Origin of the sequence: Bacillus sp. FSL W8-1143 (genome assembly GCF_037965155.1) — a bacterium.
Lineage (GTDB): Bacteria > Bacillota > Bacilli > Bacillales > Bacillaceae > Bacillus > Bacillus pumilus.
The window spans coordinates 2373284-2386139 of the sequence record NZ_CP150182.1 but is presented as its reverse complement, the minus strand read 5'-3'; the positions used below and the strand labels follow the sequence as shown (position 1 = coordinate 2386139).

Annotated in this window: 18 protein-coding genes; 13 read left to right on the top strand and 5 right to left on the bottom strand. The window is 38.2% G+C overall.

The features are described 5' to 3' along the window. From NSQ36_RS12130 to NSQ36_RS12110, 5 genes are all read left to right on the top strand, one after another. Complete coding sequence (locus NSQ36_RS12130; RefSeq protein ID WP_339205806.1) at positions 1–285, top strand: hypothetical protein; 285 nt, start codon at positions 1–3, stop codon at positions 283–285. Beyond that, entirely contained in the window at positions 282–461 is a 180-nt protein-coding gene (locus NSQ36_RS12125; protein WP_339205803.1) for an XkdX family protein, read from the top strand. The genes NSQ36_RS12130 and NSQ36_RS12125 overlap by 4 nt, the downstream gene beginning before the upstream one ends. A gap of 62 nt (positions 462–523) precedes the next feature. Further along, complete coding sequence (locus NSQ36_RS12120) at positions 524–736, top strand: BhlA/UviB family holin-like peptide (protein ID WP_034324986.1); 213 nt, start codon at positions 524–526, stop codon at positions 734–736. A gap of 22 nt (positions 737–758) precedes the next feature. Next, complete coding sequence (locus NSQ36_RS12115; RefSeq protein ID WP_339205799.1) at positions 759–1022, top strand: phage holin; 264 nt, start codon at positions 759–761, stop codon at positions 1020–1022. A gap of 60 nt (positions 1023–1082) precedes the next feature. Continuing rightward, entirely contained in the window at positions 1083–1925 is an 843-nt protein-coding gene (locus tag NSQ36_RS12110) for an N-acetylmuramoyl-L-alanine amidase (protein WP_339205798.1), read from the top strand. 129 nt (positions 1926–2054) lie between these two features. Here the strand turns inward: NSQ36_RS12110 and NSQ36_RS12105 are convergent, their stop codons facing one another. Next, positions 2055–2417, bottom strand: coding sequence for a DUF1433 domain-containing protein (locus tag NSQ36_RS12105; protein WP_060596917.1), 363 nt, complete (start codon positions 2415–2417; stop codon positions 2055–2057). Positions 2418–2467: 50 nt separating this feature from the next. On the opposite strand from NSQ36_RS12105, the gene NSQ36_RS12100 reads away from it, so the two are divergent. Both NSQ36_RS12100 and NSQ36_RS12095 read left to right on the top strand, forming a co-directional pair. Continuing rightward, entirely contained in the window at positions 2468–3883 is a 1416-nt protein-coding gene (locus NSQ36_RS12100; RefSeq protein WP_339205795.1) for a lipase, read from the top strand. A gap of 12 nt (positions 3884–3895) precedes the next feature. Then, positions 3896–4201 carry a hypothetical protein gene (locus NSQ36_RS12095; RefSeq protein ID WP_066030406.1) on the top strand — a complete coding sequence of 102 codons (306 nt, stop codon included), beginning with the start codon at positions 3896–3898 and terminating at the stop codon, positions 4199–4201. A 41-nt stretch (positions 4202–4242) separates the two neighbouring features. On the opposite strand, the gene NSQ36_RS12090 is transcribed toward NSQ36_RS12095, so the two are convergent. From NSQ36_RS12090 to NSQ36_RS12080, 3 genes are all read right to left on the bottom strand, one after another. Next, positions 4243–4434: a hypothetical protein gene (locus NSQ36_RS12090; RefSeq protein WP_339205794.1), complete on the bottom strand. Its 192-nt coding sequence runs from the start codon at positions 4432–4434 to the stop codon at positions 4243–4245. Positions 4435–4504: 70 nt separating this feature from the next. Next, positions 4505–5338: a hypothetical protein gene (locus NSQ36_RS12085; protein WP_339205792.1), complete on the bottom strand. Its 834-nt coding sequence runs from the start codon at positions 5336–5338 to the stop codon at positions 4505–4507. Positions 5339–5470: 132 nt separating this feature from the next. Beyond that, positions 5471–6121, bottom strand: coding sequence for a hypothetical protein (locus NSQ36_RS12080; RefSeq protein ID WP_249118308.1), 651 nt, complete (start codon positions 6119–6121; stop codon positions 5471–5473). Between the two features lie 986 nt (positions 6122–7107). On the opposite strand from NSQ36_RS12080, the gene greA reads away from it, so the two are divergent. From greA to NSQ36_RS12065, 3 genes are all read left to right on the top strand, one after another. Then, positions 7108–7581 (top strand): transcription elongation factor GreA, encoded by a 474-nt coding sequence (gene greA, locus NSQ36_RS12075; protein ID WP_003216248.1) that lies wholly within the window; start codon positions 7108–7110, stop codon positions 7579–7581. A gap of 50 nt (positions 7582–7631) precedes the next feature. Continuing rightward, a complete protein-coding gene (locus NSQ36_RS12070) occupies positions 7632–9374 on the top strand; it encodes a penicillin-binding protein 2 (protein ID WP_339205791.1) in 1743 nt (580 codons plus the stop codon). 67 nt (positions 9375–9441) lie between these two features. Beyond that, on the top strand, positions 9442–10107 hold the full coding sequence (locus tag NSQ36_RS12065; RefSeq protein WP_050943687.1) for a YrrS family protein: 666 nt from the start codon (positions 9442–9444) through the stop codon (positions 10105–10107). A gap of 35 nt (positions 10108–10142) precedes the next feature. Here NSQ36_RS12065 and NSQ36_RS12060 read toward each other — a convergent pair whose 3' ends face one another. Then, entirely contained in the window at positions 10143–10346 is a 204-nt protein-coding gene (locus tag NSQ36_RS12060; protein ID WP_034620637.1) for a YrzA family protein, read from the bottom strand. A 186-nt stretch (positions 10347–10532) separates the two neighbouring features. On the opposite strand from NSQ36_RS12060, the gene NSQ36_RS12055 reads away from it, so the two are divergent. From NSQ36_RS12055 to NSQ36_RS12045, 3 genes are read left to right on the top strand one after another with little or no spacing between them, the layout of a single operon-like run. After that, on the top strand, positions 10533–11174 hold the full coding sequence (locus NSQ36_RS12055; RefSeq protein WP_050943688.1) for a class I SAM-dependent methyltransferase: 642 nt from the start codon (positions 10533–10535) through the stop codon (positions 11172–11174). Positions 11175–11189: 15 nt separating this feature from the next. Next, entirely contained in the window at positions 11190–11885 is a 696-nt protein-coding gene (gene mtnN, locus NSQ36_RS12050; protein WP_050943689.1) for a 5'-methylthioadenosine/S-adenosylhomocysteine nucleosidase, read from the top strand. 46 nt (positions 11886–11931) lie between these two features. After that, positions 11932–12855, top strand: coding sequence for a cysteine synthase family protein (locus tag NSQ36_RS12045; RefSeq protein WP_339205789.1), 924 nt, complete (start codon positions 11932–11934; stop codon positions 12853–12855). Position 12856: the final 1 nt, after the last annotated feature.

The window sequence follows — 12856 nt, the reverse complement described above, 5'->3', positions numbered from 1 at the left end:
ATGCACGTTTATTACTATGACGAAAATTTTATGTACATGGGTGAAGATATAATTAGCGAGTACGACGAAATGCCGGAAAACGCTACGGATGTACGGCCGAAAAAAGGTTTATATCTTCCTGAATATGATGCGGACAAGAGAGAGTGGTTTGAATCAGCATCCGAAGAGTATATAGAGAGCTTGCAGCCGAAACCGCAACCCGCGGCAGACGTTACCATGCTGAAAAAACAAGTTGCCATGCTAACGCATCAAGTAGCACAGCTACAGCGAGGGGGCACATCGTGATATACCCTACAGCAGAAGATTTAAAAGTGTTTTGGGCTTGGGAAGTTTATACACCTGAGATTATGCGTGATTATGTAGCAATGGGCGTCATTACAAAAGAAGAATTTGAAGAGATAACAGGTCTTGCATTCGACAAGCCAAGTGTATCAGTTGATTTAGGAACCGTAGCATCTTAACAGGTGCTTTTTATTTTGCCTTCTTTAAGGGGGTGGACAAAGTGAGGGAGTAGGTGAGATTTTTGGAAATGGATTTGGCGCAGTATTTAATGACACAAGGACCGTTTGCGGTTCTTTTTTGTTGGGTGCTGTTTTATGTATTGAACACGACAAAAGAGCGTGAGAACAAGCTAAACGAGCAAATTGACGCACAAAACGACGTACTAGCAAAGTTTAGCGAGAAGTATGATGTTGTCATTGAAAAACTCGACAGGATTGAAAGAAACCAAAAATAAAACGAAAAGAGGAATTTTTGATATGAAAAATTTTGACAAAGGCACGGTCGTTCGCACGGTGCTTCTTTTTATGGCACTAATCAACCAGGCGTTAATTATGTTTGGCAAACCTGTTTTGCCGATTGAGGAGGATCAAGTCACTTCACTGGCTGATACGTTATATCTTGCTGGATCAATGATCTTTACAATCGTAACAACCCTTGTCGCATGGTTCAAAAACAACTATGTCACATCGAAAGGCAAGCAGCAGAAAAAAGTCCTAAAACAAGAAGGATTAACGAAGTAAGGAGCTACCAAGAGGTGGCTCTTTTTAATAATCAAATTAAAATTTAAGGAGTAGATGAACATGACAAAGAAAATTATGATTGATCCGGGACACGGCGGGCACGATCCGGGCGCAGTAGCAAACGGGTTGAAAGAAAAGGATCTTGTATTAAAGATTGCTAAGAAAACGAAAGCGATTCTTGAAAAGGTGTACGGGGCATCAGTTAAGCTCACACGATCAACTGATGTTTATATTGATCTGTCTCAAAGAGCTAGGCTTGCAAATAATTGGGGTGCTGCTTATTTGGCATCTATTCACATCAATGCTGGCGGAGGAACGGGTTTTGAGACGTTTCGTTTTGATAAACTATCTGCAACATCCAGCACTGGCAAGCAGCAAACAATTGTACATGATTCCATTTACAATAAGATCAAAGGAAAAATAGGCGACCGAGACCGTGGGACCAAGTCTAAAAACCTTGCTGTATTGAGAGAAACAAAAATGCCAGCGATTCTGACAGAGAATCTATTTATTGATCGTAAAGAAGATGCTGCGCTGCTCAAACAGGAATCTTTCCTTGACTTGTTGGCTGAGGGACATGCAGAAGGAATTGCGGCAGCCATCGGTTTAAAAAAGGTATCTTCATCATCTAAAACAAGCCCCAAAAAAGAAACGACACAAAAGGGCATTAAAATGGCCGTAGTGAAGCCGAATGCTGACGGGTGGCTATGGGTCTATGATAAGCCAAATTGGTCAGCAAAGCACAAAAAGGTGAAGCCTGGTGAAGCATTTACGATTGATAAAACGGTCAACGTAAATGGATCAAAAATGTATAAACTGAAATCAGGACTGTACATCACTGCTGCATCTAAATATGTTAAAGTATTAAAGGTATCTACAAATTTAAAAGCAAAGAAGAAATAAATGAAAAGCCCTTCCAAAATGGAAGGGCTTTTTTATTTGTCTTAGTGTGTTCTATTTAAGGTTCATCAATATTGAAGTAAGAAAATAGTCCCGTTGAAATATTGGGGGACGCTTTTGTTTTTACGTCGTTTAATACTCACATACTTTATCTTCGCACTCGGGCTTTTCTTTAGCATCTACAGTGAAAGATATGACTTTGTCATTACCTTTATCATAGATTCCCCATAGTTCTTTTTTCTTGTTGCCATTAAGGTAACCATTGATTTCAATGCCACCCATTGGGTTTACCTCATAATCATTAGTATAATCAATACGTTCAATATCATTATAGTTTGTTTTAATAAAGTCAGTCATTCTTTTCTTAGCCAAGGAATATAATTCTTCATTTTTAGCTTCTTGGGCTTCTGTTTTTTTGTCGTGTTGTTCCTTCATAAATATCCCTCCAAGTGTTATAATAACCAGAGTTATAAGGATAATTATGTATTTTTTCATAAAACCATCCTTTCTGTCTTACATTTTACATGAGAGAAGGGGCATTGTACATGAATACAAAGACCGGCATACCTAATTTAACAGATGAAGACTATTTTTCTCTTAGTCAAAATACTTATAGTGAAAAGAAAATGAAAAAAGCCTATGAGAATAAAACACCACTTGTAAATGATTCAAAAAAGGCTTTTTATGTAGATAAAATCAAAAAAGACCCGGACACAGGACTAGATGTTTACGTATTTGTCCAAGCAAAGAAAAAAGAAGGTAAATGGGTTAAACCCAAAGAGCCTGAGAATGTTGTCGTAGGTTTTCAAGGAACAAATCAGGAACAAATCAAAGCTGATGTAATAAGTGCAGATGGCGGCAACGTGGTAATGGGTAAAGACCCGAAAAAGAAAGTCAAATACATAATGAAAAAAGAGGCACCTGAAAACTCTAAAGCGATTGCCAAGTATAACGGTAGTATGGAACAAGCTATGTTACTGAAGAGCGGAAAGTATAAAGTTGTATCCAAAACATCCCAATTCGATCAAGGTGATAAGCTCGTCGCTAATGAAGTGAAAAAGTATGCTGGCACTAATACAGTCATTTCGACAACGGGTCACTCTCTTGGAGGGGCAGATGCAGAATATGCTGGTGTAAACAATAATGTTTACAGTGTAGCTTTTAATAACCCTTCCATTGTTAAGTTGCATGATGAAGAAACACAGAAGAAAATCAGAAACGGAGAATTTGATTTGTATCATAAAGCCATCATTAATCCCGATGATATGGTGGGTTCAGGTTGGTTATTAGAATATGACCGACACAACGGAACGACAATTTATACGAAAGATCCTAGTCAATCACGAAGAGAGCGTATAAATCGGTTTATATCACCCCTTGCTGTTCCTGGGGTTTTAGGAAATTTGATTACTTCCTTCCATGGACAAGCATTTGCAAAAAATCCCGATACTCATAGTTTAAATGATTCGAACTTTACATTTGATAAGAATGGTAATATCAAAAGTGTGGATGGAAGCAAAGGTGTTTATAACCAGAATGTCGAATCGTTCTCATCTTATTCAGGTATGAATGGGCAAACCATAAAAGTGGATGCCAAATATGCAAAAGAATTAGCTCATCGATTACAGGCAGCTATCGAAGACTTAAAAACAAAAAAACAAGCAATTGAACAATTCCCTCATGATCACAGCAAAATGGTTTATGACGTGAAATCTATTTGTGGAAAGAGGTTAGGAGAATTCAAGGATCTAGATCCAAGTGATGTTGATAAAGCTGTATTATTTCACGCCCCTTTTGTAAAAGATGGAGCAGCATTTTACGACTCAGAAGAACAGTATCAAACTGAGGCTTCTCTTCATTATTTGATTAGAGATTTAGAGGATATTAGTGAATTTATTGTGAAAATGGCGGAGGATTTAAAAGATAAGGATAATGAATTAGCAAGATGGTTACGGTTATAAGGGGGATTTTAATTGCCATATGGAGTTAATATGGATGCAGATGAGTTTTACAGACGATTACAACAGAATGAGGAATTAAAAAATATTGTGGGTGCAAGTTTAAAAACGCATTGTCAGAACCTAAAAGCAGACACAAAAAACGCATCAGATTTTTCTTCAGCACAACAGGTTGTAGCTGAAGTGTATATTGCTTTACTCTCTTCATTTGAAGGAAAAGCTAAGGACGCATTGGTGCAAAGGCTCAATGAAAATGCGACTATGCTGACAAATGCCACACAGAACAGAAGTGCCTTTCTAAGAAGTATAAAGACTAAATAGTTAACATAACCTCTTCGCAACGATGCGATGGAGGTCTTTTTTTATTTAAACCGCCATTCTTGCTTCTCCTTATTCCATTCAAGCTCTTTTCGGGATATTAGATTTTTAACAGCCTTTCGGATCGTCAGCTCATCCTTCCCCGTTTTCCTTTTAAGGTCATCCATCGAGGGATTCTTTCTGAATCTGCTCATGTTATAGATGATTCGATAAAGTTTCCTTTCAAGATCGGTCACACCGTACCCTCCTATAAAAGAATGTATGTTCGATTATAAATGTAAATAAAAAACCCTTCAAGTCGAAGGGTCATCTTAAAGAAGATACTTTATCAGTGATTTTCATATGTTCTCCTGAACGTTCGTATGAGAATTTAGCTAATGTTTCATCTTCATCTATATAAGGAACTTTCCAAAATACAGCGATTTGGTTGACAGTATCATTTTCCGATCCAATCTTAGCAGCTAGGTCATCACTATACATTTCCACCATATTATAAGATGTTTGAGCAGAATTTTTTGCATCAAATGACAAGTGAACAAGAGCAATTAATTTATTTGGCTCACTCGATCCCATATCTTCATTAATTTCAATTTTTTCAATTGAGGCAGTAGTGTAATTATCTTCTACAAGAGATTCAATTTCATATTCAGCATCACTTTTCAAAGATTCTAATTCATCTTCTTCACCTGCTACTTCTGACTCGTATACCTGTTCGGAATCTGTTTCATTGTGCTTTGTCAGCAAACCACTTTCAAATTTAGAACTTAGTCGATCATCTTCAAATATTAAGTCTGCCGAGGCATCATTTTCAATTCCTTTTTCCCCTTCATATTCCCAAATGAAATAATTATCTTCTTTTATTTCTTCTGATCTAGCGGAACCACCAACAATTTTCTTAACTTCTTTAGGAGTCATACCTTCCTTTAATTGATTATATTTTTCAGGAGTTATTGATGCTATTTCTGAGCTTTCATATTTCCAAACAAATGAATTCAAAAATGATATTGATAACAATATAAGAAGACAAGTAATAAAAACGCCTTTTCCTACTTTCCTTGATTTCGAGAAAATTAATAGAATAAGTCCTACACAAATTCCTATAATCATTAAACCGGCAAATATTGAAATGAAAATTCCCATTTTGTTCCCCCTAAGAATGGCGCTCTTTTAAGTAAATAACCATTATATAACAATAAAGGAATTTATGAATGGTTTTCAACGAAATCTTCAAATATGATGACCACTCTTCAAGATCAGTCATGATGAACTTCCTTAGATATCAAAACTTACTTCTTTTCCATAGACGATTGCATCAGGCTTGTTGTTGTCATTCTTTAATACATCTTCGGCTTTTATTCTAATAGCCCTCTCATTTTCATTTACAGGAATCCAGACCATGTTATTTTCCAATTTCGATTCTGGCAACATTTCTATAGATGATGGATTTGGTAATCCCATATATAAATTAAAATCTAAATTCACTTGGTGTTTTCCCTGAGTGACAGCAGTTCTAAATCCTCTCCAAGAGATTTGATCTTTACCTGTGTTTTCTGTTTCATAAAGGATTTGGGCATAAGTGAATTTATTTAGTTTCCCATCAAAATGTTCCTTCAATTCAGCTTTAAAATTATCAGTAAGATCGGTGACTGTAATAACTTTTATATTGTGGAAAACGATTTTCAAATCACCTATTCGGACCTTTTTATCACTTATATCTTTTACATTGTTTAAAGTGACTGTTCCGGTATCAGGGTCGTATAAACTGTCACCAACTTTATCTAATGTCTTTTTATTGCTCTTTTCTAAGTTGTTATTGGAATTATAGCTTTCACTCTCTGTGGTTGTTGTCCCGCTTTCTTTTGAAGTGGTGTTGCATCCACTTAACAATGTAATACATAATAATAGGAAGAAACACGTTTTCATGTGATTCAATATAAACCCTCCATAACAATTATTTTCCATATAAGTTTATCATAATATCAGTAATTGAAGTTTAAAAACAAAGGGTTTTTGTAGAAGAATGAATCTAAAAACAGTATTCAAAAAGATTTCTGTTGTAAATGCTGTCTCTGCCCACAGTTTGCCCACAAAAAAATATAATTGATCTAAAAATAATGAAAATATCAACATAGCGGAACATAGAGAAACTCTGAAAGCATTGGGTTTCAGTTGATTTTGTTATCAATAAATAACATATCAAGACCATTGACTTAATGGTGACAAAAATTCAAACGATTCTTCAAAACCGAGCAGAGTAAATGGTGGAGGAGAAAAAGACCTTTACATTGTAAAGGTCTTTTCAACATCATAATAAAGAGAATAAATACCATATTTCACTTGTTTCTAAAAGTAGAAGCTGCTTAAATATTTTAAGAAGTAACACTTTGAATGAAAGATTTGATATGATAGGAAAACAATGATGTGAAATAGATGTAGAAAAATGTCGTTTTCAAGCTGAATATTGAAGTGGTTTCGATTTTGTAAAAGTATATTAAAAAAACGACAAACAAATCATCACAAATTTTCAAACAATTCTTGATCAAAAAGCAATTATGTAATAATATAGCATAGACATATCGTACACTGACCATATTATGTATTGGGAAGATGGAGAATGGATAAGCTATTCTTCTACATATGATCGAAATGGCGAACGAGGTACAGGAGCTTCCTGTGCCTTTCCACAGTTTGTGCGATAAGATAGATCATCTTTTGACCGCTGCGGATGGTCCTATCTGAGAAAAGGCATAATAGTTGCATCTAAAAGGGACGCCATGTAAGATGGACTTTTACGAATATGGGACAGAAGGAATGAGGGCATGAAGAAGTCCTCATTCTTGTATATTTCAGTCGTCACTCACGTGCAGAAAGTATGTATGATGAGGATTAATAGAAGGAGTGAATGATTCATGGCACAAGAGAAAGTATTTCCAATGACAGAAGAAGGAAAACGTAAATTAGAAGAAGAGCTTGAACATTTGAAAACGGTTAAACGTAAAGAGGTTGTAGAGCGTATTAAAATCGCTAGAAGCTTTGGAGACCTCTCTGAAAACTCGGAATATGATTCTGCTAAAGAAGAGCAAGCGTTTGTAGAAGGGCGTATCACTACGCTTGATAATATGATTCGCAATGCCAAAATTATCGAAGATGAAGGAAACTCAAATATTGTCTCACTTGGTAAAACAGTCACTTTCGTTGAATTACCAGACGGAGAAGAAGAGTCTTACACAATCGTTGGAAGTGCAGAAGCTGATCCGTTCGAAGGAAAGATTTCAAACGATTCACCAATTGCAAAAAGCCTATTAGGCAAACAAGTAGACGACAAAGTAACCGTTCAAACACCTGGCGGAGAAATGTTCGTCCAAATTGTAAAAATTTCATAATCACGTTTATACGATAAACACCTCGTCCACAATAGGGACGAGGTGTTTTTATGCGCAAAAAACGTAGAATTCAAGGGACAGGTGCTATTATATTTATGCTGCTGCTCGGTCTTCTCATCAGACTGGCAGAAATTCAACTGTTTTTCACAGAATCTTTTTCAAAGCTTGATATCAATTTAATACAAGAAAGTGTCAAACAGCGTACAGAAGAAGTGGTCATTTCAGATGGCCGCGGTGAATTTTTAGATCGAAACGGCGAGGCGCTTCTCACAAAAGAACAGCCTGCGGTGATCTTATTTCCTTTCCTGCAATATGATCTTCCTCATTTAAAACAAACCGCCTCTATTCTTGAGATGGAAGAAGATGAACTCAAAAAACAGCTGACAGAAACCAAAAAACCTCTGATTCTCAAAGATGACATCACGAAAAAAAAGCTGAAAGACATCAATGATATGAAATATTCAGGTGTGTACGGCGTATATATGAAAGAGAAGGACAAAAAAAGACTTGCCCTCCACACATTAGGCTTCACGAGCGAGAATCCAGAATTGCTCAGAAAGCGTTATCCTGACAAAAAAGAGCTTTCCATCCGTACAGAAATCGGCACTTTTGGGCTGGAAAGTACCTTTGACGAATTTTTATTACCCGAGCAAGACACAAAATTGTTATATCATGTGGACGGAAGGGGAAACCCTTTGTTTGGGATGGACGTCAAATATACAGCAGAGGCTCATTCATTTTATCCTCTTCAAGTTCAAACAACAATTGATGAAAACATGCAAGCTGAAATGGAGAAGGTACTGAAAGACCAAGGCGTCGAAAAAGGCGGGGCCGTTCTGCTCGACATTGAAAGCAGCAGTGTGCTGGCGATGGCAAGTATGCCAAACGTCACAAGCAAAAACCGGCATGAAGCAAGAAATTACATGCTGACTGCCATGGCACCAGGCTCTGTCTTTAAAACCGCTGTACTTGCCGCAGCAATCGAAAAAAACCTCGACCAGCCACAAACGATGTATGACTGTCGAAAGAATTTATATGGAGAGCCAGAAGGAACGCAGGAAGTCCTGAATCTGTCTGAGAGTTTTTCGCAGAGCTGTAATTATACCTTTGCAACACTTGCTGACAAGCTGATCCAAACAGATGATCAAATCATTGAAAAGACGGCTGCAAAGCTTGGACTCATTGATCGAGCTGGCTGGGAAGGGGATGTCTATCATAAGCAGCATTTCAAACAGTTTGATCGTGAAGAAACCGGCAATGTGTGGGGGGATAAAAGAGACAAGCATGTTAAAAAGGCTATTGCCCAAACCGCAATAGGGCAAAAAAATGTCAAAACGACTCCTTTGCAAATGGCCAATATGATGGCGTCGATTGCAAGAGGCGGAGAACGAAAAGAAGTGAAAATCGCTGAAAAAGTGCTGTATCAAAACGGAACAACGATGCTAACCTTTCAAAACAAACGACCAGAAGGGGGCAGTATTGACCGCTATACAGCACAAAAACTGCAAAAGTACTTAAGGCAGGTGGTGACGTCTGACAAAGGAACAGGAAGAAGGTTTCGAGACCTTCCATTTGATGTGGCGGGGAAATCAGGCACTGCCCAAACTGGCAGTAAAGATAAAAAGGGGAATCCGCTTTATCATAAGTGGTTTGCTGGATACTTTCCGGTGGAAAAACCAAAATATGCTCTTGTCGTTGTTCACCTTGATGAGACAAGTGGGCGGGCTAAGACAAATGATGCGTTTTATGATATTGTAAAAAAGGTCAACGAAATTGAAAAGAAACAGACATAGAACATCCCTTCATGTCATGTTAAAATAGTAACGACTTAGGGAACAGAGGCAAAGGAGTGCAGAGATTTTGAGTAGAAATTCTCGATTTGAACATCGTGATAAGCGCAGAAAGGCCAATATGGTGCTTAACATATTAATTGGTATCGTTGTGGTGCTTATTTTGGTGGTCGCAACGAGTTTATTAATTTTTAATAAACCGAAAGACACAGATGTAGCGAAAGAACCATCTAAAACAGCGCCTGCAACAAGTGAAAATAAACAAAAATCAGATGAAGATGTGAAAGATCAAAAGAAAGACACATCCGATGATTCAGATGCAAAAAAAGATGACTCATCTGATCAAGACGACGATGCGAAGAAGTCAGATGATGAAAAAGAGCCTAATAAAGATGCGTTAAAAGACGCCAAAGAAACAGATGGCGGCAAAACGAGTGACGTAGACAAAACATACGAAAGCGATGACTGGGAGCCTGTAGGAACAGAGCAATCCGGTTCACATACAGCAACCTATGATTCTAACTCAAAAGACTGGAAAGAAATGATGAAAGCCATGTCCTATGCAACGGGAATTTCAGAAGATCAAATGACAGTTCTTTGGTTAGGAAATAACGGAGGCCCTCAAGATGCAAAGGGAACCATCCGTGACAAATCAACAGGCGAACGCTACCGCGTGGAAATCACATGGGTAGATGAAAAAGGCTGGAAACCTGTAAAGGTTGAAAAATTAAAATAAACATGAAAAAAAGATAGCAGCCATGCTATCTTTTTTTAGATATTCGCCTTAAAATGAACAACCGCTGTATACAAAATCCGGTCATCGATCACAGTCGTTTGATGACTGACAGAATGAACGGTCAGCAAGATTGCCTGATTATGTTCAATTTGTTTTTGGATCTTTTGTTCAAGTTCTTTTAAAGACGATGCTTCAAAGAATTCAATTTTATCCTTTAGAAAATCCAACTGGAAATCCATTTGATTCACCTCTCCATACTCTTCATTCATCTTAATCTCTCTCCTCTAAAAGAGCAAATATTTTTCTACCACTCCCAGTATTTTTTAGTAGGAAAGAAACTGAAGATGTGGTAGGATAGGAACTGTTCGACGGATTAAAACATACTATACGCATAGGAATAAATAGATAAAGTGGAGGGAAAGAAAATGGGACGTGAGTTTCTTTCTTTATTTGATCATTGGGCTGACTCTTATGACGACACGGTAAGTGGTCATGATGAGCAGTATGAAGAAGTGTTTCGCCGGTATCCGGTTATTTTAAAAGAAATTGTTCTGCGTGCAGGTCAAGATGTTCTTGAGTTTGGAAGCGGCACGGGGAATTTAACAGCGGCACTGCTCGCAGCTGATAAGAACGTATTTGGCGTTGAACCATCAGACGCCATGAAGAAAGCGGCTCTTCAAAAGGGAATACCCGATGTGATTCATGATGGGGATTTTTTATCATTTCCAGCGCTGCCATTTGAGCCGGATACAATCGTCAGTTCATATGCTTTCCACCATTTAACGGACGAAGAAAAAAAACAAGCCATTCACACCTATAGCAACATCCTTCACTCAGATGGTAAAATAGTCTTTGCTGATACAATGTTTCAAAATCAAGCAGCACATCAAGCTGAAATTGACAAAGCGAAAGCGGCAGGATTCGATCAGCTTGCTGAAGATTTAGAAACAGAATATTATCCATCCATCGATGTGCTAAAGCAAATCTTTGAAGAAGAAGGTTTTAGTACGTCCTTTCATCAAATGAATGATTTTGTTTGGATCGTAGAAGCGAAGAAAAGGGAATGAAAGGATGTTTTTGATTTGAAAATCGCAGTCATAGGTGCAATGGAAGAAGAAGTGACGATATTAAGAGATCAACTAAAGAATGCTACACAAGAAAACATCGCTGGGTGTGAATTCACAACAGGTGTTTATGAAGATAAAGAAGTGATTTTATTAAAATCAGGGATTGGAAAAGTGAATGCAGCGGTCAGCACAACACTTCTGCTTGACCGCTTTCAGCCGGATTATGTGATCAATACAGGATCAGCTGGCGGTTTCCATCACACATTAAATGTAGGGGATATTGTCATCTCTACTGATGTTAGACATCATGATGTGGATGTCACGATCTTTAATTACGAATACGGACAAGTACCAGGATTGCCAGCTGCTTTTGTTGCAGACGAAAAGCTTGTGAAGCTGGCAGAGGAATCGGCTTTAGAGATCGATCATATCCAAGTGGCAAAAGGAACGATTGCAACCGGAGATTCATTTATGAATGATCCGGATCGTGTAGCGTTTGTGAGAGAGAAGTTTCCAGAGCTATATGCGGTGGAAATGGAAGCCGCAGCCGTTGCACAAGTTTGCCAGCTCTTTGGAACGCCATTTGTTGTCGTTCGAGCGCTATCTGATATTGCAGGGAAAGAATCCAATGTCTCATTTGATCAATTTCTTGAACAAGCAGCGATTCACTCAACCGACCTTGTCTTGCGTATGATAAAGCAAACTCAATAAAAGAAGGGGATTCCCCCTTCTTTTCCATACAAAGGAAGGGAATCATATGGCTGTCATAAAGGATATTACAGAATTAATTGGCCGCACACCGCTTTTAAAACTGTCAGGAATCGGCATCCCGGAAGGTGTAGAGATATATGCAAAGCTTGAAATGATGAATCCGGGTGGAAGTATTAAAGATCGTTTAGGTGATATGCTCATAAGAGAAGCATTAGCATCTGGCAAATTGCGCCCTGGTGGAACCATCATTGAAGCAACTGCTGGAAACACAGGAATTGGGCTTGCCCTCAGTGCAAGAAAGCATCAATTGCGGACCATTTTTTGCGTACCAGAACATTTTAGTCAAGAAAAACAACAGCTCATGAAAGCGCTCGGTGCAGAGATTATTCATACACCAAGAAAAGAGGGCATGCAGGGTGCGATTGATCGAGCCCTTGAACTAGAGGCAAGCCTTGACAATGCCTATTGCGTTTTACAATTTAAAAACCAAGTAAATCCATTGACTTACTATAAAACACTTGGCCCAGAATTATGGTCCGATTTGCAAGGAAATATCGATGTATTCGTGGCAGGAGCGGGATCTGGCGGGACTTTTCAAGGGTGTGCTGCCTATTTAAAAGAGCAGCATCCTGCGTTAAAAACAGTTGTTGTCGAACCTGAAGGATCGATTTTAAATGGAGGAGATCCGGGTCCGCATAGAACGGAAGGAATCGGCCTTGAATTTATCCCAGATTATATGGAATCTGCTTTATTCGATGAGATATATACCGTCAGTGATGATGATGCTTTCCAAATGGTGAAAGTAGCTGCTGAAAAAGAAGGCGTTCTCATCGGGAGTTCTTCGGGTGCAGCGTTATTTGCCGCTTTAGAAGAAGCGAAGAAGGCAGCACCTGGGACAGTCATCGTCACCATTTTTCCTGACAGCAGTGAACGGTATTTAAGTAAAGGAATTTATGAGGGAGGAAAATAAA

What these genes read in the sequence shown, in the direction of transcription:
- NSQ36_RS12130 (WP_339205806.1), top strand. Translation starts at nt 1, where the DNA reads ATGCACGTTTATTACTATGACGAAAATTTTATGTACATGGGTGAAGAT.
- NSQ36_RS12115 (WP_339205799.1), top strand. Translation starts at nt 759, where the DNA reads ATGAAAAATTTTGACAAAGGCACGGTCGTTCGCACGGTGCTTCTTTTT.
- NSQ36_RS12110 (WP_339205798.1), top strand. Translation starts at nt 1,083, where the DNA reads ATGACAAAGAAAATTATGATTGATCCGGGACACGGCGGGCACGATCCG.
- NSQ36_RS12105 (WP_060596917.1), bottom strand. Translation starts at nt 2,417, where the DNA reads ATGAAAAAATACATAATTATCCTTATAACTCTGGTTATTATAACACTT.
- NSQ36_RS12100 (WP_339205795.1), top strand. Translation starts at nt 2,468, where the DNA reads ATGAATACAAAGACCGGCATACCTAATTTAACAGATGAAGACTATTTT.
- NSQ36_RS12085 (WP_339205792.1), bottom strand. Translation starts at nt 5,338, where the DNA reads ATGGGAATTTTCATTTCAATATTTGCCGGTTTAATGATTATAGGAATT.
- NSQ36_RS12080 (WP_249118308.1), bottom strand. Translation starts at nt 6,121, where the DNA reads ATGAAAACGTGTTTCTTCCTATTATTATGTATTACATTGTTAAGTGGA.
- greA (WP_003216248.1), top strand. Translation starts at nt 7,108, where the DNA reads ATGGCACAAGAGAAAGTATTTCCAATGACAGAAGAAGGAAAACGTAAA.
- NSQ36_RS12070 (WP_339205791.1), top strand. Translation starts at nt 7,632, where the DNA reads ATGCGCAAAAAACGTAGAATTCAAGGGACAGGTGCTATTATATTTATG.
- NSQ36_RS12060 (WP_034620637.1), bottom strand. Translation starts at nt 10,346, where the DNA reads ATGGATTTCCAGTTGGATTTTCTAAAGGATAAAATTGAATTCTTTGAA.
- NSQ36_RS12055 (WP_050943688.1), top strand. Translation starts at nt 10,533, where the DNA reads ATGGGACGTGAGTTTCTTTCTTTATTTGATCATTGGGCTGACTCTTAT.
- NSQ36_RS12045 (WP_339205789.1), top strand. Translation starts at nt 11,932, where the DNA reads ATGGCTGTCATAAAGGATATTACAGAATTAATTGGCCGCACACCGCTT.